General features: G+C 67.6%; 20 protein-coding genes. 5 read left to right on the forward strand and 15 right to left on the reverse strand.

Annotated elements, in window-relative coordinates; translation table 11 throughout:
- Positions 1 to 27 precede the first annotated feature (27 nt).
- Positions 28 to 1,293 carry an MFS transporter gene (locus tag IEW24_RS06330; RefSeq protein WP_244644182.1) on the forward strand — a complete coding sequence of 422 codons (1,266 nt, stop codon included), beginning with the start codon at positions 28 to 30 and terminating at the stop codon, positions 1,291 to 1,293.
- An 87-nt stretch (positions 1,294 to 1,380) separates the two neighbouring features.
- Here IEW24_RS06330 and IEW24_RS06335 read toward each other — a convergent pair whose 3' ends face one another.
- Complete coding sequence (locus IEW24_RS06335) at positions 1,381 to 2,439, reverse strand: glycosyltransferase family 4 protein (protein ID WP_188576430.1); 1,059 nt, start codon at positions 2,437 to 2,439, stop codon at positions 1,381 to 1,383.
- Between the two features lie 222 nt (positions 2,440 to 2,661).
- Here IEW24_RS06335 and IEW24_RS06340 point away from each other — a divergent pair, with 222 nt between their 5' ends.
- The gene (locus tag IEW24_RS06340) at positions 2,662 to 4,398 is read left to right on the forward strand and encodes an ABC transporter ATP-binding protein (RefSeq protein ID WP_244644183.1); all 1,737 of its coding nucleotides are present in this window, start codon (positions 2,662 to 2,664) and stop codon (positions 4,396 to 4,398) included.
- 80 nt (positions 4,399 to 4,478) lie between these two features.
- On the opposite strand, the gene IEW24_RS06345 is transcribed toward IEW24_RS06340, so the two are convergent.
- From IEW24_RS06345 to IEW24_RS06400, 12 genes are all read right to left on the reverse strand, one after another.
- Positions 4,479 to 4,985 (reverse strand): hypothetical protein, encoded by a 507-nt coding sequence (locus IEW24_RS06345; RefSeq protein ID WP_188576434.1) that lies wholly within the window; start codon positions 4,983 to 4,985, stop codon positions 4,479 to 4,481.
- Between the two features lie 85 nt (positions 4,986 to 5,070).
- Entirely contained in the window at positions 5,071 to 5,841 is a 771-nt protein-coding gene (locus IEW24_RS06350) for an HpcH/HpaI aldolase family protein (protein WP_188576436.1), read from the reverse strand.
- A complete protein-coding gene (locus tag IEW24_RS06355) occupies positions 5,842 to 7,362 on the reverse strand; it encodes an AMP-binding protein (protein WP_188576438.1) in 1,521 nt (506 codons plus the stop codon).
- Between the two features lie 187 nt (positions 7,363 to 7,549).
- Positions 7,550 to 7,882, reverse strand: a complete 333-nt coding sequence (locus IEW24_RS06360) for a cupin domain-containing protein (RefSeq protein ID WP_188576440.1) — start codon at positions 7,880 to 7,882, stop codon at positions 7,550 to 7,552.
- Positions 7,883 to 7,905: 23 nt separating this feature from the next.
- Positions 7,906 to 8,787: a branched-chain amino acid ABC transporter permease gene (locus tag IEW24_RS06365; RefSeq protein ID WP_188576442.1), complete on the reverse strand. Its 882-nt coding sequence runs from the start codon at positions 8,785 to 8,787 to the stop codon at positions 7,906 to 7,908.
- On the reverse strand, positions 8,780 to 9,577 hold the full coding sequence (locus IEW24_RS06370; RefSeq protein ID WP_188576443.1) for an ABC transporter ATP-binding protein: 798 nt from the start codon (positions 9,575 to 9,577) through the stop codon (positions 8,780 to 8,782). The genes IEW24_RS06365 and IEW24_RS06370 overlap by 8 nt, the downstream gene beginning before the upstream one ends.
- Entirely contained in the window at positions 9,574 to 10,548 is a 975-nt protein-coding gene (locus IEW24_RS06375; RefSeq protein ID WP_188576445.1) for a branched-chain amino acid ABC transporter permease, read from the reverse strand. Before IEW24_RS06375 ends, IEW24_RS06370 begins: the two co-directional genes overlap by 4 nt.
- Positions 10,517 to 11,263, reverse strand: coding sequence for an ABC transporter ATP-binding protein (locus tag IEW24_RS06380; RefSeq protein ID WP_188576447.1), 747 nt, complete (start codon positions 11,261 to 11,263; stop codon positions 10,517 to 10,519). Before IEW24_RS06380 ends, IEW24_RS06375 begins: the two co-directional genes overlap by 32 nt.
- The gene (locus IEW24_RS06385) at positions 11,260 to 12,399 is read right to left on the reverse strand and encodes an ABC transporter substrate-binding protein (RefSeq protein ID WP_188576449.1); all 1,140 of its coding nucleotides are present in this window, start codon (positions 12,397 to 12,399) and stop codon (positions 11,260 to 11,262) included. The genes IEW24_RS06380 and IEW24_RS06385 overlap by 4 nt, the downstream gene beginning before the upstream one ends.
- Positions 12,400 to 12,483: 84 nt before the next feature.
- Positions 12,484 to 14,046, reverse strand: coding sequence for a hydantoinase B/oxoprolinase family protein (locus IEW24_RS06390; RefSeq protein WP_244644184.1), 1,563 nt, complete (start codon positions 14,044 to 14,046; stop codon positions 12,484 to 12,486).
- 11 nt (positions 14,047 to 14,057) lie between these two features.
- Positions 14,058 to 16,121: a hydantoinase/oxoprolinase family protein gene (locus IEW24_RS06395; protein ID WP_188576451.1), complete on the reverse strand. Its 2,064-nt coding sequence runs from the start codon at positions 16,119 to 16,121 to the stop codon at positions 14,058 to 14,060.
- Between the two features lie 3 nt (positions 16,122 to 16,124).
- Positions 16,125 to 16,982: an IclR family transcriptional regulator gene (locus tag IEW24_RS06400; RefSeq protein WP_188576453.1), complete on the reverse strand. Its 858-nt coding sequence runs from the start codon at positions 16,980 to 16,982 to the stop codon at positions 16,125 to 16,127.
- Between the two features lie 526 nt (positions 16,983 to 17,508).
- On the opposite strand from IEW24_RS06400, the gene IEW24_RS06405 reads away from it, so the two are divergent.
- Positions 17,509 to 17,688, forward strand: coding sequence for a hypothetical protein (locus tag IEW24_RS06405; RefSeq protein ID WP_188576455.1), 180 nt, complete (start codon positions 17,509 to 17,511; stop codon positions 17,686 to 17,688).
- A 113-nt stretch (positions 17,689 to 17,801) separates the two neighbouring features.
- On the opposite strand, the gene IEW24_RS06410 is transcribed toward IEW24_RS06405, so the two are convergent.
- Complete coding sequence (locus tag IEW24_RS06410) at positions 17,802 to 19,148, reverse strand: dicarboxylate/amino acid:cation symporter (RefSeq protein WP_188576457.1); 1,347 nt, start codon at positions 19,146 to 19,148, stop codon at positions 17,802 to 17,804.
- A 304-nt stretch (positions 19,149 to 19,452) separates the two neighbouring features.
- Between IEW24_RS06410 and IEW24_RS06415 the strand changes: the two genes are divergently transcribed.
- Positions 19,453 to 21,291 (forward strand): sensor histidine kinase, encoded by a 1,839-nt coding sequence (locus IEW24_RS06415; RefSeq protein WP_244644185.1) that lies wholly within the window; start codon positions 19,453 to 19,455, stop codon positions 21,289 to 21,291.
- 4 nt (positions 21,292 to 21,295) lie between these two features.
- A complete protein-coding gene (locus tag IEW24_RS06420; RefSeq protein ID WP_188576459.1) occupies positions 21,296 to 22,630 on the forward strand; it encodes a sigma-54-dependent transcriptional regulator in 1,335 nt (444 codons plus the stop codon).
- Between the two features lie 136 nt (positions 22,631 to 22,766).
- Here the strand turns inward: IEW24_RS06420 and IEW24_RS06425 are convergent, their stop codons facing one another.
- The gene (locus tag IEW24_RS06425; protein WP_188576461.1) at positions 22,767 to 23,117 is read right to left on the reverse strand and encodes an ArsC family reductase; all 351 of its coding nucleotides are present in this window, start codon (positions 23,115 to 23,117) and stop codon (positions 22,767 to 22,769) included.
- Between the last annotated feature and the right edge of the window lie 3 nt (positions 23,118 to 23,120).

Raw genomic sequence — 23,120 nt, forward strand, 5'->3', positions numbered from 1 at the left:
CCCCAGACGGAGGAGGAACGGCCGACCGTGTCCGCGCCGGAACAGAACCCGCGTCCCCAGATGACGCCCTCGGCCGATCCGCCTGCGGCCGAACCGTCCCTGCGCAGCCGCCGGGGGCTGGACTGGTTCGTGTTCTGCGTGGCGGACATCCAGACCGGCTTCGGCCCGTTCGTGGCGGTGTTCCTCACCACCCAGAAATGGACCCAGCTCGACATCGGGCTGGTGCTCACCATCAGCGGCCTCGTCAGCCTCGTGGGCCAGATCCCCATCGGCGCCATGGTGGACCGGGTGCGCTCCATCCGCCGCACGGCCATCTTCGCGCTGCTGGCCATCGGGCTCAGCGCCATATTGTTCGCGGGCTGGCCGGACTTCGCGGTGGTGATGGGCTCGCGCATCCTGCATGCGGCGGCCAGCTGCGTGCTGGGCCTGTGCCTCGTCTCCATGAGCCTCGGCCTCGTGGGGGCAGGGGGCATGAGCGCGCGGCTCGGCCGCAATGCCGCCTTCGCCTCGGCGGGCACGGGCGTGGCCGCACTGACCATGGGCGCGCTCGGCTATTACGTCTCCAGCCAGGCGGTGTTCTTCATGGCGGCGGCCCTCGTCGCCCCGGCGCTTTATGCGCTGACCTGCATCGATGCGCGGGAAATCCGCCTGCCAGCGCGGGACGAGGCGGCGGACAAGCGCGGCTGGCGGGAGACGCTGCGCGGCGTGCTGGGGCTGGCGAAGAACCGGCCGCTGCTGATCTTCTGCGCCTGCGTGGTGCTGTTTCACCTCGCCAATGCGGCCATGCTGCCGCTGGCTGCCAGCATGCTGACCCTGCGTTCCTCGCAGGCGGCCACCGTCATGGTGGCGGCGGCGATGGTGGTGCCGCAATTCACCGTCACCGTGCTCTCGCCGCTGGTGGGCATCGCCGCCCAGAAATTCGGGCGGCGGCCGCTGCTGATCATCGGCTTTGCAGCGCTGGCGGTGCGCGGTGTGTGCTTCGCCTGGACCTCCGAGCCCTATCTGCTGGTGGCAATCCAGGTTCTGGACGGCGTGTCCGCCGCCGTGCTGGGCGTGCTGGTGCCGCTCACGGTGTCCGATCTGGCGCGGGGCAGCCATTTCAATCTGGCGCAGGGCACGGTGGGCTGCGCCATGGGCATCGGCGCCTCCATCTCCACGGTGCTCAGCGGCTATGTGGCGGACAGCATGGGGGCCTATTCGGCCTTCGTGACGCTGGCCTGCGTGGCGGGCGTGGGCCTGGTCGTGGTGGCGCTGGTGATGCCTGAGACGCGCCCCGGGCCGGAGCGGGGATAGCCGCAAGCCAGAACGGAGCAATAAAAGAGGCGGCCGGGATATCCCGGCCGCCTGTCTTTTTTTGCGTGCCCGCGTGGGTGGCCCGCCTTAGCGGGCGGCCACCAGATGCGGGCGCATGCGGCCGCTGTCGGCGAGGCGGCGGTAGAGGCCGAGATACTGCTCGGCCATGCGCCGGGCACTGAACCGCTCCTCGAAGCGGCGGCGGATGTTTTCGCGGGAAAGCTGGGGCAGGTCGCGCACGGCGCCGGCCGCACTGATCTCATCCTCCACCACGAAGCCGGTGACGCCGTTCTCCACCACCTCCGGTACGGAGCCGCGATTGTAGGCAATGACCGGGGTGCCGCAGGCCATGGCTTCGATCATGACGAGGCCGAAGGGCTCGGGCCAGTCGATGGGCACCAGCAAAGCGTGGGCGCCGGACAGGAAGTCCGACTTCTGGTGATCCCCGATCTCGCCGATGAACTCGACGCCCTCGCCGCCGATGAGCGGACGGATCTGCTCCTCGAAATAATCCTCGTCGGCGCGGTCGATCTTGGCCGCCACCTTCAGCTTCATGCCGCAGCGCTGGGCGATGCGGATGGCGCGGTCGAGCCGCTTCTCCGGCGAGATGCGGCCGAGGAAGGCAAGATAGCTCTGCTCGGTCTGCTTCGGTTCCAGCAGGCCGGCGGGCAGGCCGTGATGCACGGTTTCCACCCAGTTGGCCATGGGCACCGGACGGCGCTGGGAATCCGAGATGGAGACCACCGGAATGTCCGAGAAGGTCTGGAACAGTGGCTGGTGCTCGGGCAGGTCGAGGCGTCCGTGCAGCGTTGTCACAAAGGGGGTGGATTGGCGCGACATCAGCGAAAACGGATAGTAATCCATATGGAAATGCATGATGTCGAACTCGCCGGCCCGGCGGTACACTTGCTCCACCATGGCCATATGCAGCGCGTTGGGATCGCGCACCGTACCGTCTAACCGCAGGGCGCGGGGCCACATGGCCTCGAGCTTTGCAGACGTTACGGAATCTCCGCTGGCGAACAGGGTGACTTCATGGCCGAGAGCCACGAGTTCCTCCGTCAACCAGGACACAACACGTTCGGTGCCCCCGTACAGCGTAGGCGGCACGGCTTCGGTCAGCGGGGCGATCTGTGCGATTTTCATGAAACGAAAGCCCTTCGTCATAGTTAAGTTGACGGCCAGCCGATAACGGTCAGACTGGATCGGAGTAGGCCAACCGATCTTGACAACAAGCACGGAAGGCAGGCCTTGTATCGCAATGCAGCATCCGCCCAATTGTTCCCGCGAAGCTCACGAATGACGCGGGATACCGCAAAAACAGCTCCGGCTACCTCCAAAGACCTTACGAGGTTCGCGGATAGACCGATGGCTTTTCTATGGCATTACGTGCAGGGGCGGCCGATTTCCCACGCGGTCATCCTGATCGCGGTGCTGGGCGCTGTCGGCTTCTCCGTGAGCACGCAGTATGGCGTGAAGTTCCTTGTCGATACGCTGTCCGGCCAGCCGGGAGCGGGGCCCAGCCCGTGGATCGCCTTTGCAATGCTGGTGTCGTTCGTCGCCGCCGACAATCTGCTCTGGCGGGTGGCGAGCTGGACCGCGAGCTATTCCTTCGTCAACGTGACGGGTGATCTGCGCTCGGACCTGTTCCGGCACCTCACGGGCCATGCGCCCAGCTATTTCGCCGACCGGCTGCCCGGCGTATTGACCAGCCGCATAACAGCGACTTCGAACGCCGCCTTCCAGATCGAGAACATGTTCGTCTGGAACGTGCTGCCGCCCTGCGTCGCCACCTTCGGCGCCATCCTCTATCTGTCCATGGTCAGCGTCACCATGGCGGCGGTGCTGGTGGTGATCGCCGCTCTGGTGATGTGGGTGATGTTCCGCATCGCCGCCGCCGGCCGTCCGCTGCACCATGCCTTCGCCGACAAGGCCGCCGCCGTGGATGGCGAGATGGTGGACGTGATCGGCAATATGGCGCTGGTGCGCGCCTTCGGCGGCATCGCCCGCGAGCATTCGCGCTTCGATACCACGGTGGGCCACGAGATGACCGCCCGCCGCCGCAGCCTGCTCTATCTGGAAAAGCTGCGCCTCATCCATGCCCTCGTGGTGGTGGTGATGACGCTGGCGCTGCTGGCTTGGGCGATCACGCTCTGGCAGGCGGGGAAGGCCAGCGCGGGCGATGTGGTGCTGGTCTGCACACTGGGCCTCTCCGTGCTCTCGGCCACCCGCGACCTCGCGGTGGCGCTGGTGGACGTGACCCAGCACATGGCCCGCCTCTCCGAGGCCGTCTCCACCCTGCTGTCGCCGCACGAACTGCGCGACCATCCGGACGCTTCGGTGCTGAAGACCAATGGCGCACGCGTCACCTTCGAGAACGTCTCCTTCCGCTATCCGGCGGGCAAGCACGTGTTCGAGGGGCTGAGCGTCGATATCAAGGCGGGCGAGCGGGTGGGGCTCGTCGGCCCCTCCGGCGGCGGCAAGTCCACATTGGTGGCGCTGCTTCAGCGCTTCTATGCGGTGAAGAGCGGGCGCATCCTCATCGACGGGCACGACATCGCGCGCGCCACCGACGAGAGCCTGCGCCATGCCATCGCCGTGGTGCCGCAGGACACCGCGCTGCTCAACCGCACGCTGATGGAGAACATCCGCTACGGCCGCCCGGCCGCCACCGACGAGGAAGTGTGGGAGGCCGCCATCGCCGCCCGCTGCCGCCCCTTCATCGAGGCCCTGCCGGAGGGGCTGGAGACGGTGGTGGGCGATCGCGGCGTGAAGCTGTCGGGTGGCCAGCGCCAGCGCATCGCCATCGCCCGCGCCTTTCTGAAGAACGCGCCTCTCCTCATTCTGGACGAGGCCACCTCGGCGCTCGACACCGAGTCCGAGGAGATGATCCGGCAGGCGCTGGAAAGCCTGATGGCGGGACGCACTGTCATCACCATCGCCCACCGCCTTTCCACCCTGCGCAACTTCGACCGCATTCTGGTTCTGAAGGGCGGGCAGGTGGTGGAGGACGGCCCGCCGGCCGAACTGCTCAGCCGCGCGGGCGTCTATCGCGAGATGGTGGACCGCCAGCGCGGCGGGCTGGAGCAGATGGCGGCGGTGTGAGGTCCGATCGGGTCATCCGGCACGCGCCATGGCAGCGTGCCGGATGAGCGCTTCGCGTGTGAAGTGCCTTGGACCTGCGGCTAGCTCGGACCAGTGGCCTTGTTGCAATGTGCGGCGAGGCTCTGGACGGCTTCGAGCGCCCCCTTCGCGGTGAAGCTGGTCTCGTGGACGATCTTGCCGTTCACCCCGATCGATACGGCAATGCGTGATTGCGCGCCCATGAGCGCCTTGAGCGTATCCAGGGTGAGCGGTGAATTGGTCATCGAGTGACCTTTGCGATATTTCTCGCCGGCCGTGATGTTGGTCCATTCCTGAAGAATGGGGCCGCCATCAACACGGATGTTCAGCTTCGGAAACGAGAAGTTGAAGGTGTTCGCCGCCTTCGCGCTGACGTTCTGGGGGAACGCGAAAGACAGCATTCTTTTCGTGCCCTTGCATCGCACGGCGAGGGCGTAGCCGTCATTTTCGACCACGGCCATATAAACGCTGTCCTGAAATTCGCTGTTCTGTGCCTTGATCGTCCAATCCGCCGATGCGCTGAATGTAAATGCAAGCAATATAATAAAAGAAAGACCCGTACGGATCATGGCTCCCTCCCTTTGCCGGGAGGAAGCCTAGCCGTTTGTCGTCAGATCTTTCCAGCAGGAATATTCCGGGCGCGTCCCCAAGGTTTCAGGCGGCGGGCGCCTTTGCAGTCAGCGCCGTAGCCAGAGCGGCCTTCTTGGCGCGGGCCTGTTCCATCAGCCAGCTCTGGTCGGAGCCGCAGATGAAGGCGCTGTAGCCTTCCGCCGCCCGCTCCGGGATTTCCGCCGTGCCCGGCACGAACAGGCCGGCCGTGGTGCCCGCCGCCCGGCAGGCCCGGCCCACGGCCTTCACCGCCGCACCCACCCGCGCATCCCCGGTGCCGGAGGCGCCCAGCGACAAGGCGAGATCCGCACGGCCCACGAACAGGCAGTCCACGCCGGGAACGGCGGCGATCTCGTCCAGCCGGTCCAGCGCCTCGGCATCCTCGATCTGGCACCAGACCGAGGTCTCGCCATCGGCCGCCGCCAGATAGGCCTCTGCCCCGCGCGTGCCGTAGCCGCCGGCGCGGTGGGAGGGCGAGAAGCCGCGCCGCCCGGCGTATTTGGCCGCCACCACCGCTGCGCGCGCCTCATCCGCCGAGCGCACATGGGGCACCACGATGCCGGTGGCACCCATATCGAGGCAGGCGGCGATGGGGGCGGGGTCGAGCCCCGCCACGCGCACCAGAACAGGAAGGTTGCCGGCGCGGCCGGCCAGGATCATGCGGTCCAGTTCGCCGGGAGAGAAGGGGGCGTGCTCGGCGTCGATGACCACGCAGTCGAGCCCGCCCAGTGCGAGGATCTCCACGCTCTGGTAGGAGGCGGATTTCACGAAGGTGCCGAGCAGCGGCTCAGCAAGGCGTGCGCGGAAGGGGATCATTCAGGCGGCTCCCTTCTGGGTGGCTGCGTCCTGCGCGCGCAGTTCGGTCTTCACCACCTTGCCGTAATTGTTCTTGGGCAGGCTTTCCACGAACACATAATGCTTCGGCCGCTTGAAGCGGGCGATGCGCGAGAGGCAGAGTGCATCCAGCTCCGGCGGCGGGGCTGCGCCCACCACATAGGCGACCACGATCTCCCCCCATTCCGGATCGGGCCGGCCGATCACCGACACCTCGCGCACGCCGGAATGGGTGAGCAGCACCTCCTCCACCTCGCGCGGATAGATGTTGGTGCCGCCCGAGATGATCATGTCCTTCGAGCGGTCCTTCAGGGTGAGGTAGCCGCTTCCGTTCATGGCGCCCACGTCGCCGGTGTAGAGCCAGCCGTCCTTGAGCGCGCGGGCGGTGGCGTCGGGGTCGTTCCAGTAGCCGGGCATGACGGTGGGGCCACGGCAGATGATCTCGCCGGTCTCGCCCGTCGCCACGGGCCGCCCCTCGCCATCCACGAGGCGCACATCGAGCATGGCGAAGGGGCGGCCGACAGAGCCGAGCTTTTCCCGCCAGTCGGGCGCGGTGCGGTCGGAAATATCCTCGCGGCCGAGCGTGGTGATGGTCATGGGCGTCTCGCCCTGGCCGTAGATCTGCACGAGATGATCACCGAACACGTCCAGCGCGGCGATGGTGTCCTCCACATACATGGGCCCGCCGCCATAGACGATGGAGCGCAGGCGGGAGGGATCGAAACTGACCCCCGAGGCCACCAGCCGCTTCACCATGGTGGGGGCGGCGAACAGCGAGGTACGGCCCCAGTGGGCGGCAAGGCCGAGCATTTCGTCGGGTTCGAAGGCCGCGCTCTCCGGCACCACGCTCACACCCCGGCGCATCACATGGGCCATGAGATAGAGGCCGGAGCCGTGGCTCATGGGCGCGCCGTGATAGAGCACGTCGCCGGGCGAGATGGGGTCCACCTCGGCCGCATAGGCATAGGACATGGCGGCGAGATTGGCGTGGGAGAGCAGGGCCCCCTTGGGCCGCCCGGTGGTGCCGGAGGTGTAGAACAGCCACGCCAGATCCGTGTCGGCACGCGGCGTCAGGGGCAAGGGATCGGCTGCGAACAGCTTTTCGTAGTCCGCCCCGCCGATGCGGACGGCGTGTTTCAGGCTGTCCGGCGCGAAGGGGGCAATGGCACCCTCCACATCGCCCGAGACGAAGGCGACGGACGCCCCCGAATGCTCAAGGATATAGCCGAACTCCGAGCCGTGCAGCTTGGCGTTGACCGGCACGGCGGCGGCCCCGGCCATCCAGATGCCGTACAGGATTTCCAGATACTGCGGCAGGTTCTTGGCGATGATCGCCACCCGCCCGCCCTCCGGCACCCCCAACGGCCCCCGCAGCGCGGCGGCGAGGCGGGCGGCGCGTTCGGCAAGCTGGCCATAGGTCTGGTGGATGGCGGTGCCGGTGCCGACAGCAGTCGCCTGCGGGCATTCCCGGCCCGCGCGGTCCAGCCACAGCGCGAGGTTCATGGTGTCATCTCCCTGTGCGCGGTCTGTCGCCGCTTCAGAGGCTGTTTGATAATTCGGATGGACTTCTACGTCCGGTGTCCATCACTTCTCTTCCCCGGTCTTGCCTGCCCGCAACCGGCTCCCTCTCCCGCTTGCGGGGGAGGGGTGGGCAGGGGGAAGGACGCAACGCCCCTGCCCAAACGGGTGCTCAGGCGTATTCGGGCCGGCGGGGGGTGAAGACGTCAAGGTTGATCACAGGCTCATCGCCCACGACCTCGCCCCAGTGGCGGACGTTGGGCGGAATGACGATGACGCCGCCGGGACCCACCAGATGCTCATCCTCGCCCACGAAGAAGCGGATGGTGCCGGAGACGATATAGGCGATCTGCTCGTTGGGATGGCTGTGCGGCACCGGCTCGTGGCCGGGCATCAGGCGATGCAGGGCCAGCGTCGCGCCGTCGCCCGACACCGCCTTGCGCTCCACGCCCTGGCGCACCGGGGTCCACTCCATCGCGTCCCAGTTGATCTTGGTGATGTCCATGGAAGAAATCCTTGTGAGAAGAGCTATTTGGTCGCCGCGCCCAGGAGGCCGGAAGGGCGGATGAAGAGGAACAGCAGCAGCACCGAGAGCGCGGCCACCGTCTTCCAGCCCGCGCCGAAGCCGAGGATGGCCAGCGACTGCACGAGGCCCAGCATGAGCCCGCCCAGAAAGGCGCCGAACGGCCGGCCGAAGCCGCCCACGATGGCGGCGATGAAGCCGGAGATGGCGAACGGCACGCCCACGTTGAAGGCGGTGTACTGGGTGGGGGTAATCAGGATGCCGGCCATGGCGCCGAGCCCCGCGCTGATGGCGAAGGCCGCCGCCAGCATGCGCGAGACCGGGATGCCCTGAAGGGCGGCCGCCTCGCGATTGATGGCGCAGGCCCGCATGGCCTTGCCGGTGCGCGTGAGGCGGAAGAAGGCGGCGAGCGCCCCCACGGCCAGCAGCGAGGCGCCGACGATCCAGAGCAACTGGAAGCTCACCGCCACGCCGCCGATCTGGAGTGGCGGCAGATCGGTGAACACCGGCAGCGTCTTCGGCTGGTCGCCGCCCACGATGAGGGTGAGGCGCTCGATGACGATCTGCGCCGCCAGCGTGGCGAGGATCATGGTGAACATGGTGGCCTTGCGGTCCCACAGGGGCCGCACCACCACGCGCTCCAGCACCACGCCCAGCAGCGCCACGACTGCGATGGCGATGAGGGCCGCTGGCAGCAGCGGCAGGCCGTAGCGTTGCAGCAGGCCGTGGGTGATCATGCCGCCCAGCATCACGAACGCCCCTTGCGCGAAGTTCACGATGCCGGAGGCATTGTAGATGACGCAGAAGCCGATGCCGATGAGGCCGTAGACGCAGCCGATACCGAGCCCGGAGACCAGCACCTGCGGGATATAGGAGAAATCAGCCATTCAGTTTCTCCTGTTCAGCGGCTTTCGCCGTCGCGGCGCTGCCGAGATAGGCGGCGATCACCGCCGGATTGACCCGCACCTCGGCCGGCGTGCCCTCGGCGATCTTGCGGCCGAAATCCACCACCACCACGCGGTCGGCGGTGTTCATCACCAGCGTCATGTCGTGCTCGATCAGCAGCACGGTGGTGCCATTGTCGGCGATGCGGCGGATGATGCGGGAGAGGGCTTCGCTCTCCTCGCCGTTCAGCCCTGCCGCCGGCTCGTCCAGCAGCACCAGGCGCGGATCGGCGGCAAGGGCGCGGGCCATCTCCAGCAGGCGCTGCTGACCATAGGAGAGGCCGGAAGCGTCCGCATCCGCCTTGTGCTGAAGGCCCACGAAGGACAGCAGATCGCGGGCGCGCGCCTCCACCTCGCGCTCTTCCCTGCGCGCGGCGGGCGTGTGCAGGAAGGCGGAAAACAGGCCGGCCTTCGTGTGCAGGTGGCGGCCCACCTTCACATTCTCCAGCGTCGAGAGATCCTCGAACAGCTTCACCAGCTGGAAGGTGCGCACCAGCCCGCGCGCGGAGATCTTCTCCGGGGCGAGGCCGGTGATGTCCTGCCCATCGAACAGCACCCGCCCGTCCGTGGGGGTGAGGAAGCCGGACACGAGGCTGAACAAGGTGGTCTTGCCCGCGCCATTGGGGCCGATCACGGCGGTGACGCCGGCCTCGGGCACGGTGAAGCTCACATTGTCCACGGCCACCAGCCCGCCGAAGCGCTTGGTGACGTTTTCCAGCACCAGCCGGGTCATGGGCGCCTCCGATGGCTGAACAGCGCGGACAGGCCCTTCGGGGCATAGATCAGCATCAGGATCAGCGCCGCGCCATAGGCGAGGTCCTGATATTCCTTGAAGCCGCGAAAGGTCTCCGGCAACAGGGAGATGATGAGCGCGCCCACAACAGGGCCGGCGATGGTGCCGATGCCGCCCACATAGAGCATGGTGAAGGTGAGGATCACCATGTGCAGGCCAAACACCTCCGGGCTGACGAAGCCCACCACATGCACGAACAGCGAGCCGGCCAGCGAGGCCAGCGCCGCCGAGAGCAGGAAGGCGAGAAGCTTGTAGCGGGCGACCGCGATGCCCAGCGCCCGCGCCGCCTCCTCGCTGCCGGCCACCGCCGAAAGCGCCCGGCCCATGCGCGAGCGCTTGAGGCGGGCAGAGAGGAAGGTCGCCGCCGCCACCACGCTCGCCAGCATGATGAGCTGGCCGCGATCGGAGGTGATCTCGAAGCCGAAGGCACCCATGGGCGGGATGCCGGAGAGGCCCATGTAGCCCTGCGTCACCGAGGTCCACTCGACGGTGATCTCCTGCACAATGAGGCCGATGGCCAGCGTGCCCATGGCCAGATAATGGCCCTTCAGGCGCAGCGTCGGCCAGCCGATGAGGCCGGCGATGACGAGGGCCGCCGCCATGCCCACGCCCATGGCGGGCAGGGGTGTCCACTCATAGGTGGCTGTGAGCACGGCCGAGGTGTAGCCGCCGATGGCGGCGAAGGCGTTCTGGCCGAACGACACCTGATTGGCGAAGCCCATGAACAGGTTGAGGCCGATCACGAACACCGCGTAGATGAGCGCGAAGCCGACCACGGTGGCGGGATAGCCGCCCACCGCGATGGCATAGCCCACCACCGCCGCCGCGAAGCCATAGGGCAGCACGGTGCGCCACGACAGCCGGGGGCGGTGCGCCGTTTCAGGCGAAGTAATGCTGAGCGAGCTCGTCATAGGATGTGATCTCGCGTGGATCGAGGGTGGCGACGATCCGGCCCACCGAAAGCAGGTAGGCGCGGTTGGCGAGTTCCAGCGCCAGCGGCGCCTTCTGTTCCACCAGAATGATGGAGAGCCCCTCGCCATTCAGCGTGCCGAGGGTGGCGAGGATCTCCTCGGTGACGCGGGGGGCGAGGCCCAGCGAGGGCTCGTCCAGCAGCAGCACCTGCGGCCCGGCCATGAGCGCGCGGCCGATGGCCAGCATCTGCTGCTCGCCCCCGGACATGGATCCCGCCACCTGCGTCAGCCGCTCCTTCAGGCGCGGGAACAGCGTCATCACCCGCTCGCGGCGGCGGGCGAACTCGGCCCGGTCACGCAGGCGATAGGCGCCGAGTTCCAGATTCTCCGCGACGCTCATGGGACCGAAGATGCCGCGCCCCTCCGGCACCAGAACGACACCGCGGGACGCGACCGCCACCGGATTCTGCCGGGGGAGGGGCGTTCCGCGCAGGCTGACCGTGCCGGAATTGCTCACGAGGCCGAGGATGGCGCGCAGCAGGGTGGATTTGCCCGCGCCGTTCGGCCCCAGCACCGCCACCAGCTCGCCCTCGGCCACGTGCAGGTCGATGGGATGGAGCGCCTCCACATGGCCGTAGCGCGCCGCAAGGGCGCGCGCCTCCAGCACCGGGGCGGTGCCGGAGGTGGCATCAGGCAAGGCGTGGACGACGCTCATTGCACCACCTTGATCTTGCCATCCACGATGGTGGCGATGAGGAAGGGATTCTCGGTGATGCCCTGATGCACCTCGGGCGAGAAATTGTAGATGCCCGTGGTGCCCTGGAAGCCGGTGATGCCCTCATAGGCATTGCGCACCGCCTCGCCCTCGAACGACTTGCCCTTCTCGATGGCGGCGACCGTCAGCATCAGCCCGTCCCAGCCGCGCGAAGCCCAGTTGGGGTCGCGATCGCCATACTTGGCCTTCCAGGGGCCGAGGAACTTGCCGATCTCGGCCTTCAGCGGGCTCTCGGGGATGGCGTCATAGACCTGCGAGGGCGCGGCAACGAACAGGAACTTGTCGCCCAGCACCTCGGCCACCGGCTTGAAGACGGCGATGTCCTCAAGGCTGGTGAGCAGCAGCATATCGGCACCGAGCTGCTTGATGTTCTTGGCGGCGGTGAGCGTGGAGCCGCCAAGGCCGATCTTCAGGATGGCGCCGGCCCCGGCCGAGCGCATCTTGCTGATCTGCACCGACAGGTCGGCATCATCCTGCTTGTACTGCTCGATGCCCACCACCTCGATGCCGTACTTGGCGGCGATCTTCTCGGCCACGCTCTTCTGGAGGTTGGCGTAGGGGGTGGGATCGTGCAGCACGCCCACCTTGCGGATCTGCGTCTTGTCGCGCAGATATTCGAGCCGCTTCTCCACCTCGAAGCCGGCGGGCGGCAAAGTGGAGAAGGCCCATTTCAGCTGGGCATCCTGCTGCGGCAGGATGGAGCACAGCATCATGGGCACCTTGGCGCGCACCAGCAGGCCGGCGGCGGCGAAATTGCCCGCCGAGACGCAGCCTGAGACGAACACCTGCGCGCCATCGGACGACAGCATCTTGCGATAGACGGTGACGGCTTCCTGCGGTTCGGAGCGGTTGTCCTCCACGATCACCTGGATCTTGCGGCCCATCACGCCGCCGCGGGCGTTCACCGTCTCGGCGGCCAGCTCCACGCCATCGCGCCAGGCGCGATCGACGGTGGCGGCATAGCCGGTGAGGCCGGCGGAAATGCCCACCTTGTAGGTCTCCTGCGCGCTGGCGGGCGCGGCGAGGATCGTGGATGCGGCCAGCAGGGTCGCTGCGGCGAGGGTGCGAAAAGTCACGGCGTCCTCCCTGTCATTCTTGTTATGGATGGCGGCGTGGCCCGGCTGTCTGGCGTCCGGGCCACGGCCTCTTGTCGGGTCGTGTCAGGCGGCGGTGCCGAAGCCGCCGCCGCCGGGGGTGTCCAGCACCACCACGTCGCCGGCCTGCATGGTGAGCTTCTTGGCCTCGCTCACCGGCTTGCCATTGACGAGGAAGCGCCCCGCAGCGCCCGGCGCGCCACCGGCAATGCCGTCCGGGCCGTTTTCCAGCCGGCTCGGCACCGCGTTGAGCAGCCACGGATAATCGGTGCGCATGTGGAACTGGATGGACTGGCCGTCGCCGCCCCGCGTGCGCCCCGCGCCACCGGAGCCGCGCCGCAGCTCCTTGCGGTCGAACACGATGGGCATGGCCGCTTCCAGGATCTCGATCGGCACCGCCGCGACGCCGGTGGGATAGCAGGTGGCGCTGGGGCCGTGCTTTTCCGCCCGCGCGCCCATGCCGCCGGAATAGTTGAACATGGAGGAGGTGAAGGGCCGCCCGTCCGCCTGCCGGCCCTGGATCTGGATGGTCCACACCGCGCCCGAGCCTTCCGCCAGCACGCGCTCCGGCATCACCTGATGCAGGGCTTTGAGGATCGGCATGGGCACATACATGCCCACCACATGGCGGGCGTTCACCGGGGCCGGATAGGCGCAGTTGATGATCGAGCCTTCCGGCGCCTGGATCACGATGGGCGCCAGCGAGCCGGTGTTGTTCGGCAGGTCCGGATTGAGGCAGGAGCGGATGGCGAAGGTGGAATAGGCGTGGGTGTAGTTCAGCACCACATTGATGCCGGTGGCCGTCTGCGGGGATGAGCCGGTGAAGTCCACGGTGATGGTGCCGGTGTCCGCATCCACGGTGACGGCGGTCTTCAGGGTGATGATCTCGCCGCCGGGCACGTCGAACTGGCTCTCGCCATGATAGGTGCCGGGCTTCAGCTTGCGGATGGCGTTGCGGGTGGCATCCTCCGAGCGCTGGATGATCTCGTCCGAGAGCTGCTCGATGTCTTCAAGCCCGGCGCGCTCGCACAAGGCGATGAGATGCTCGGCCGCCGCCTGCCCGGAGGACACCTGCGCCGAGAGATCACCGAACACCGCATCCGGGGTGCGCACGTTGCGCCGGATCATGGTGTGCAGCACCTCCACCGGCTGGCCCTTCTCATAGAGCTTCAGCGGCGGGATCCACAGCCCTTCCTCATGCACGTCCCGCGCGCCCGCACCGATGCCGTAGCCGCCGATGTCGGTGTGGTGGATGGTGGATCCGATATAGGCGATCAGCCGCTCACCGTTGAAGATCGGGGTGAGGATGGTGATGTCGAAGAAATGGCCTGCCGACAGCCAGGGGTCATTGGTGATCAGCACGTCACCGGGGGCGCACCTGCCCTCGAATTCGCGCACCAGATGGGCGCCGGCGAACGCCAGCGAATTGATGTGGCCGGGGGTGCCGGTGTTGGCCTGTGCCACCATGCGGCCGCGCAGGTCGAACAGGGCGCAGGCGAGGTCGCCCGCCTCGCGCACGATGGGGCTGAAGGCGATGCGCTGGAGGGCTTTCGCCCGCTCCGTCACCACGCCGATCAGGTTGGACCACAGGATTTCCAGCTCAACGCCGTCCATTTTGAGTTCAGACATGACGCAATTCCTCAATTCTTGGTGGCGACGATGCAGCCGAAGCGGTCGATGGTGGCGGTCCAGCCGGGCGGGATGGCGGTGGTGGTCTCGCGCTCCTCGATGATGGCCGGGCCGGCGACGCTCTGGCCCACCGCCAGCGTCATGCGCTCATAGACGGCGGCGTCCTGATCATCTTCCCAGGCATGCACCTTGCGGAAACCCTTCGGCGTGCCGGGGGCCTGCGAGGCGCGCATGGTGGCGTGGAAGGGCACCACCGGGCCGCGCGCGGTCACGCGCCAGGTCACGATCTCCATGGGGACGTGGGAGGGGTTCACGCCATAGAGGTGATGGTAGGCGGCCGCGAACAGATCGCCGATGGCGGCGGTGTCGCGGGCGATGCGCGGATCGGCCTCGAAGGTCACGGTCACTTCGTGCTGCTGCCCGAAATAGCGCATGTCGGCGCCGATCAGGATGGTGACGTCGGCAGCCGCGCAGCCGGCCTCGCGCAGGGCGGCGCGGCCCTCGGCTTCCAGATCGCCGAGGATGCGGGTCACGCGGTCCCAGTCGAGATCATCGAGGCTGGTGAGGTCGGAGCGCACGAGATCGAGGCGCACCGGCGTCACCAGCGTGCCGAAGGCGGACAGGACGCTGGACTGCGGCGGCACGATCATGGCCGTGCTTTGCAGCAGCTCGGCGACGCCGCAGGCATGCAGCGGGCCGGCGCCGCCGAAGGCGAACAGGGGCAGGCCGCGATAATCCACGCCGCGATCGGTGGCATGGGTGCGGGCGGCGGAGGCCATGGCCTCGGTGACGATGCGATAGATGCCGCGCGCGGCCTGCACGCTGGACACCTTCAGGTCCGCGCCCAGTTTGCCCATGGCGGTGCCGGCGGCCGCCAGATCCAGCGGCATGTCGCCGCCGAGGAAGTTATCCGCATCGATGAGGCCGAGCACGAGGTCGGCGTCGGTGACGGTGGCGTTCTTGCCGCCGCGTCCGTAGCAGGCCGGTCCCGGATTGGAGCCGGCGCTCTCCGGGCCGACCTTCAGGAGGCCGAGATCGTCCACATGGGCGATGGAGCCGCCGCCGGCGCCGATCTCGATCAGGTCGATGGAGGGCACGGTGACGGGCAGGCCGGAGCCTTCCTTGAAGCGATAGCGGCGATCCACCTCGAACAGGCCGGTGACGAGGGGGGTGCGGTTCTCGATCAGGCACGCCTTGGCGGTGGTGCCGCCCATGTCGAAGCTCATGAGCCGGTCGATGCCCAGCATCTCGGCATAATGGCAGGCGGCGAGCGCGCCCGCGGCCGGTCCGCTCTCGATCATGCGCACGGGATTACGCCCGGCGGTCTCCGCGCCCACCACGCCGCCGGAGGAGAGCATGATAAGCGGGGTGTTGGCGAAGCCCTCGTCGCGCAGGCGCTCGGAGAGGCGGCGCAGATAGGGTTGCGAGATGGGCATGGCGTAGGCGTTCACCGTGGCGGTGGAGGCGCGCTGGTATTCGCGGATCTGCGGCGCTACGTCGGACGAGGTGCAGATGAAGGTGTCGTTGAGCAGGCGCTGCAGCTCGGTCGCCACCTTGGTCTCGTTGGTGCCGTTGGCGAAGGAATTGAGGAAGCAGATGGCCACCGCCTTCGCGCCGGAGGTGCGAATGGCCTCCGCCAGCGTGGCGATGTCGGCGTCGGTGGGGCTTTCGAGCACGGTGCCGTCCGCCAGCACGCGCTCCTTGATGCCGAAGGTCAGGTCGGAGGAGACCAGCGGCTCGGGGAATTCGATCTGCGGATCGTACATGTCGTAGCGGTGCTCGTTGCGGATGGCGAGCACATCGCGAAAACCGTCCGTGACCACGAGGGCGGTGGGAAAGCCCTTGCGCTCGATGAGCGCGTTGGTGACGACGGTGGTGGCATGCACCACCACGCCATTCACGTCGTCGGCGGAAACGCCGGCCTTGTGCAGCACCTGATCAACGCCGCGGAAGAAGCCTTCCAGCAGGTCGTGATGGGTGGTGAGCGTCTTGTCCACCTGCAGGCGCCCGTCGGAATGGCGCAGCACGATGTCGGTGAAGGTTCCGCCGATGTCGACGGCCAGCGAATAGGTCATGGGTCAGCTTCTCCATCCGAGGCTGCGGGAGATACGGCCGGCGGCGCCGGTCACTTCCGAAACCTGCGCGTCTTCGGGATCGGGGGGGATGAACTGCGTGGCGCCGACGATGGCGAGCGAGCCGACCAGCGCGCCGCGATGGTCGAACACCGGGGCGGCCACGGTGTTGACGCCGGTGATCACTTCGTCCGGCGCGGTGGCCCAGCCGCGGGCCTTCACCTCGGCGATGGCGGCGGTGAGCGCCTCCGGGGTGGAGAGGGTGCGCGGGGTCCAGCTCTTCAGCGGGGCGGCCAGCACCCGCTCGGCCAGTTCCGTGGGGCCGAAGGCCAGCCACACCTTGCCATGGGCGCTGGCGTGGAAATCGAGCCTTGTGCCGGGGCGGGTGGCGAATTCGATGAGGGTGCGGCCCTGCACCAGTTCCAGCACCACCAGTTCGCCGTCGATGAGGGCGCAGATGGTGACGGCCTGCCCGGTGCGGTCGCGCAGGTCCATCAGCTCCGTGCGGGCGGCGGAGAGCACATCGAAGCGGGCGCGCAGGGCCTCGCCCAGCACCATGAGCTTGACGCCGGCCTCATAGCGGCCGGTCTCCGGCTCCTGCCGCACGAAGCCGTGGCGCTGGAGCGTCACGAGGTGGCGATAGCAGGTGGCCTTGGAGGCGGCGAAATGGCCGGCGATCTGGGCCAGCGGCAGCGGCCGGCTTTGCAGCGCAAGGTATTCCACCATGCGCAGCGCGAGATCGAGCGTGCTCGTTCCCGTGGCGGAAGATGACTGCCCGTTGGCCGAAGACGGGCCGGCTCCGGATTTGGCGTCCGGTGGCGGCGCGGCTTTGCTGCGGGCATGCGTGGTCGTGCGTGGTGGCACGCGCCCATTCCCTTGCTGGCGTTTCCTCTGATGTTTCGTTTTGAATAATGAAACATCGTTTTGTTATAATCAGGCTACGATGCGTTTTCTGCTTGGTCAAGCATGCGATCTACTTTCCTGCGGGGAGGCCGGAAGCGGGAAATCGACCCGGAAGGACGCTATTCGACGGCGCCAGCATGTCTCTGCTCAGAGATAATCATCGGATCAGTAATGCATATGAGGAAAGGGCGGTGGCGCGGGCTGGGCCTGCGCGGAACTTCGGTCGCGGGCAAAGCATGCTGCTCCCGCAGATGATCGAATGCACAATTTATGACAGATCGCTGGCGGCGGGGCGAACCCCGGGGCGGGGCCTCCATGCAGCACGGCGTTTCCGACCGTTATGGGTCGATTTCGGACTGCCACAGGCCGCGCTGCCACGCTTGTCGAGTCCGGCTTGGTCATGGACGGAACGCAAGGCCCGCCGTCGATGGACCGCCCCGCAGCTGTAAATTAGGATGGGCTGGGGGAATTCTAGCGGAGCATCACCATGAGCGACGAGCGGACAGCAGCGGACAAGGCCGCCAACCCGGAAGCCGAGACGGTCGATACGTCGGTCCCGGCAAGCCAGCCGGAGCCCCTGTCCGACAAGGCGCTCGACGCGGTCGCGGGTGCCGGCCGCATTAATTCCAGCCAGTATCCCAAGGGCTGGGTCAGCGAGACGGAATAGTGGCGCGCCGGGCCATCCGCCGCCGGTAACGCCGCAAACAAAAAAGGCGGGCCGAAGCCCGCCTTTCTCGATCAGGAAAACCCGAGGCGCTTGCTCGCCTCGGTCTCCGTATGTCATTCGGCCGGGACGGGGGCCGGGAAGGTCTCGGGGCCGTCCTGCTCCAGCGGGATCGGGTTTCCGGCCAGAGCGGCGTTGAGGCGCTCCACGTCCAGCTCGCCTTCCCAGCGCGCGACCACGATGGTGGCCACCGCATTGCCGATGAAGTTGGTGATGGCGCGGCATTCCGACATGAAGCGGTCGATGCCGAGGATCAGCGCCATGCCGGCCAGCGGCACGGTGGGCACCACCGAGAGCGTGGCGGCCAGCGTGATGAAGCCCGCACCCGTGATGCCGGCGGCGCCCTTGGAAGAGAGCATCGCCACCAGCAGCAGCAGGATCTGGTCCCACAGGCTCAGGTGGATGCCGGTGGCCTGCGCGATGAAGAGCGCGGCCAGCGTCATGTAGATGTTGGTGCCGTCGAGGTTGAAGGAATAGCCCGTCGGGATGACGAGGCCCACCACCGACTTGCGGCAGCCGGCCTGTTCCATCTTCTCCAGCAGGCTCGGGAGAGCGGCTTCCGAGGAGGAGGTGCCGAGCACCAGCAGCAGCTCTTCCTTGATGTAGCGCAGCAGCGCGAAGATGGAGAAGCCGTTGTAGCGGGCCACCAGACCCAGCACGACCACCACGAACAGGAAGGACGTGAGGTAGAAGGTGGCGATGAGGAACAGCAGGTTCGCCACCGAGCCGATGCCATAGCGGCCGATGGTGAAGGCCATGGCGCCGAAGGCGCCGATGGGGGCGGTCTTCATCAGGATGTGCACGAGGCGGAACATGGCGGCGGACGCGGACTGGAACAGCCGCATCACAGGCTCGCCGCGATCACCCACGCCGGCCAGGGCGATGCCGAACAGCACCGAGAAGAACAGCACCTGCAGCACGTCGCCGGAGCCGAACGCGGCCACCGGGGTCGCCGGGATGATGTTCATCAGGAAGCCGACGATGGTGCTGTCATGCGCCTTCGCCACGTAGGAGGCGGTGGCCTTGGGGTCCAGCGTCGCGGGGTCGATGTTCATGCCCGCGCCGGGCTGCACCACATTGGCGATGATGAGGCCGATGATCAGCGCCAGGGTGGAGAAGGTGAGGAAGTAGAGCATGGCCTTGCCGGCCACGCGGCCGACCTTGCCGAGATCGCGCATGCCGGCGATGCCGGTCACAACGGTGAGGAAGATCACCGGCGCGATCACCATCTTCACCAGCTTGATGAAGGCATCGCCCAGCGGCTGCAGCTGCACGGCGAAGGCCGGATAATAGTGGCCGAGCACGATGCCGACGAGGATGGCGAACAGCACCTGCACATAGAGCTGCTGATAGATCTTGCGCGGCTTCTTCGGGGCCGACCCCGCTGGGATGGCGATGGCCATGGACGTTTCTCCTGTCGGCCCTTCCTGCCTCGGAAACACGGGCAGCGTGGGGAACCGGGTGGACACACGAGGCGTGACGCCTCTGCGGCAGGAAACCGCAAGAGGCGTGCCAAGTGCGCCGAGCCACCTTTCGGCCGCCAGATGACTGAATCTTAAGGAGAAGTTTTTCGCCCCGCGCGGCCGATTTGACCGGATGTGCGGAAAATCGCACATTGTGGCCGCCGGGGCTGTGTGAAATCTCGCACAGAATGGCCCGGGAGAAGGCTTCCGGAAGGCTTTTCAGAGAACGCGTGGGATCTGCGCCGTGACCACTGATCTGCGCGACCGGCCGTTTCCGGTTGCTCGCAAGGCTCGACCTATATCGTGGCTGTTTCTGGGCGTGCTGGCCATCGCCAGCCTGATCGCGCTGGATGCGCTGGCGCGGCGGGGGGCGGAGCGCTGGGCGCTGTCGCAGGTGCGGCTCAATGCCGAGGCGGCGGTGGGGCTTCGCGTGGCCATGCTGCGCTCGGAGATCGAGAAGCAGCGGACCCTGCCGCTGGTTCTGGCCGAGGACCCCGGCGTGCGCGCGGCGCTGGAACGGCCGGAGGAGGCCCGCCTGCTCTCGCTGGACGCCCGGCTGGAGGCGCTGGCCGAAGCCACGCGCGCAGGCGCCATCTATCTGCTGGATACGCGCGGCATGACCATTGCCGCCAGCAACTACCGTTCCGACGAGAGCTTCGTCGGCAGCGACTATTCCTTCCGGCCCTATTTCCAGACCGCCATGACGGACGGCCACACCGAGCATTTCGCCTTCGGCACCGTGAGCCTGCGCCCCGGCCTCTACATGTCCCGCCGGCTGGAGGGGAACACCGGCCCGTTGGGCGTGATCGTGGTGAAGGCCGAGTTCGGGCAGGTGCAGGACGAATGGCGGCGCTTCGTGGAGCCCACGTTTGCCACCGACGAGCGTGGCATCGTGCTGGTCTCCAGCGAGGCCGCCTGGCGGTTCCGGGCCACGGTTCCGGTGCCGGAGCACCAGCGGGCGGAAATCCGCACGAGCCTCCAGTTCGGCGATGCGCCGCTGGACATCCTGCCCATCCGCCCGGTGCAGGTGCCGCCCGAGACGGTGGTTGTGGATGCCCCGCAGGCACTGGCCGGCCAGACCTTCGTGGAGGTGGAGGCGCCTGTCCCCACCACCGGCTGGACCCTGCACATGCTGGCGCCCACCGCGCCCTCGCTGCCGCTGGCCACCACAGCGGCGCGCTCGCTGGCGCTGCTGTTCGCGGTGGCCGGCTTCGGCTCGCTCGGCTTCTGGCTGGCCCGCCGGCGACGGCTGGAGGAGGAGCGCGAGCAGGAGGCCGCCGCCCGTCGCGAGCTGGAAGCCCGCGTCGCCGAGCGCACCGCGGAATTGTCTGATGCCAACGATCTTCTGCGCGGCGAGATGGAAGAACGCCAGCGCACGCAGGCGGAAGTGACCGAATTGCAGGACGAACTGGTGCAGGCCTCCAAGCTGACCGTGCTGGGCCAGATCGCCGCCAGCGTGGCCCATGAGGTGAACCAGCCGGTGGCCGCCATCCGCACCTATGCGGAGAATACGAAGCTGTTCCTCGATCGTGGCGATCAGGATGCCGCCCGGCAGAACCTTGCCATCATCGGCAATCTCACCGATCGCGTGGGCAGCATCACCGGCGAACTGCGCGCCTTCGCCCGCAAGAGCCCGGCGGAGGTTTCGCGGGTGTCCCTGCGCGCGGTGATCGACGGGGCGGGTCTCCTCGTGGGCCACCGCCTGCGCCAGCAGGATATCGCGCTGGAGGAGGAGCTGGGCGCTGAAGACCTCACCGTGCTCGCGGCCCCCGTGCGGCTGGAGCAGGTGTTCGTGAACCTGTTGCAGAACGCGGCCGAGGCGCTGGGCGACAGGGAGGGCGGGCGCATCCGCATCGCGGCGCGGGCCGATGCGGAGCGGGTGATCATCACCGTCTCCGACAATGGCCCCGGCCTGCCGCAGGAGGTGCGCAAGGCACTGTTCATGCCGTTCGTCACCACCAAGTCCGCCGGGCTCGGCCTCGGGCTGGTCATCTCGCGCGACATCATCACCGAATTCGGCGGCACCTTCAGTGCCGACGAAGGGGAGGGCGCCATCTTCACCATCACCCTGCCGAGGGCCTGACGCCATGGATGTGGCCTTCATCGACGACGACGAGATTCTGCGCGCGGCCAATACGCAGGCGCTCATGCTGGCGGGCCTGAAGGTGGCGCCCTACGGCTCGGCGCAGGCGGCGCTGGAGGAGATCGACGCCAGCTTCGCCGGCGTGGTGGTGAGCGACGTGCGCATGCCGCGCATCGACGGGCTGGAGCTGTTCCGTCGCCTGAAGCGCATCGATCCGCATCTGCCCGTCATCCTCATCACCGGCCATGGCGACATCGCCATGGCGGTGGAGGCCATGCGCGAGGGCGCCTATGACTTCCTCGCCAAGCCCTATGCCGGTGATCGCCTGCTCGGCAGCATCCGCCACGCGCTGGAGAAGCGCCGGCTCGTGCTGGAGAACCGCGAGCTGAAGCGCACCGCGCAGGCGGGCGGGGATGCCTTCCCGCTCATCGGCGCCGATCCGGCCATGGAGCGCCTGCGCCAGACTCTGCACCAGCTCGCGGATGCCGACGTGGACGTGCTGGTGGAGGGCGAGACCGGCTCCGGCAAGGAGGTGGTGGCCAATCAGCTGCATCTCCTGAGCCACCGTGCCCAACGCCCGTTCGTGGCGGTGAATTGCGGCGCGCTGCCGGAGACCATGATCGAGAGCGAGCTGTTCGGCCATGAGGCGGGGGCTTTTACGGGCGCGGCCAAGAAGCGGGTGGGGCGCATCGCCTTCGCGCACGGGGGCACGCTGTTTCTGGATGAGATCGAGGCCATGTCGCCGGCCCTGCAGGTGAAGCTCCTGCGCGTGCTGGAGGCGCGCGAGGTGATCCCGCTCGGCGCCAACGAGGCGCGCAAGGTGGATATACGCGTGGTGGCGGCCTCCAAGATCGACCTGCTGGACCTCGTGCGGACGGAAAAATTCCGCGAGGATCTCTACTACCGCCTGCATGTGGCGTCCGTGCGTATCCCGGCGCTGCGCGAGCGGCGGTCCGACGTGCCGCTGCTGTTCGGCCACTTCCTGGCCCATGCGGCAAAACGCTTCCGTCGCGAGCCGCCACTGGTGGAGCGCTCGGTGCTGGACCATCTGGAGGGGCATGACTGGCCGGGCAATGTGCGCGAGCTGATGCACTATGCCGAGCGTGTGGCGCTGGGGCTGGAAGGGGCGCGTCCGGCGCAGCCTGCTGCCGACGTCTCCCACCTCACCTTGCCGCAGCGCATGGATGCCTTCGAAGCCGACCAGATCCGCGCCGCGCTCGCCGCCAGCCAGGGCGATGTGCAGGCCACCGTGAAGGAGCTCGGCATCCCGCGGAAAACCTTCTACGACAAGCTGCACCGCCACGGCATCGACCAGAACGCCTTCCGGGTGGGGAAGTAGGGAGGGGCCTCGCCGTCCCGCGCCACAGGCTCCCTCTCCCGCTTGCGGGGGAGGGTTGGGGAGGGGGCTGGACCAGGTGCGCCACTGTTCAAGAGCGCATGGCGTGGTGTGCGTTGGAGAGGGCCTCCCTCTCCGCTTAGCCCGCGAACGCCTCATACTCCGCCGGCTTGAAGCCGACGAGGATCTTGCCGCCCTTCGCCAGCACCGGGCGCTTGATCATGGAGGGCTGCGCCAGCATGAGGGCGATGGCCTTCTCCTCCGTCAGGTCCGCCCGGTCGTCCTCGGGCAGCTTGCGGAAGGTGGTGCCGGCGGTGTTGAGCAGAGGCTTCCAGCCCACGAGCCTGATCCAGCCTTCCAGCGTCTGCCGGTCGATGCCGGAGGCCTTGTAGTCATGGAAGGCGTAAGCGACCTTGTGTTCGTCGAGCCACGTGCGGGCCTTCTTCATGGTGTCGCAGTTCTTGATGCCGTAGATGGTGGGCGCGGCCATGGC

Origin of the sequence: Azorhizobium oxalatiphilum (genome assembly GCF_014635325.1) — a bacterium.
Taxonomy (GTDB): Bacteria; Pseudomonadota; Alphaproteobacteria; order Rhizobiales; family Xanthobacteraceae; genus Azorhizobium; species Azorhizobium oxalatiphilum.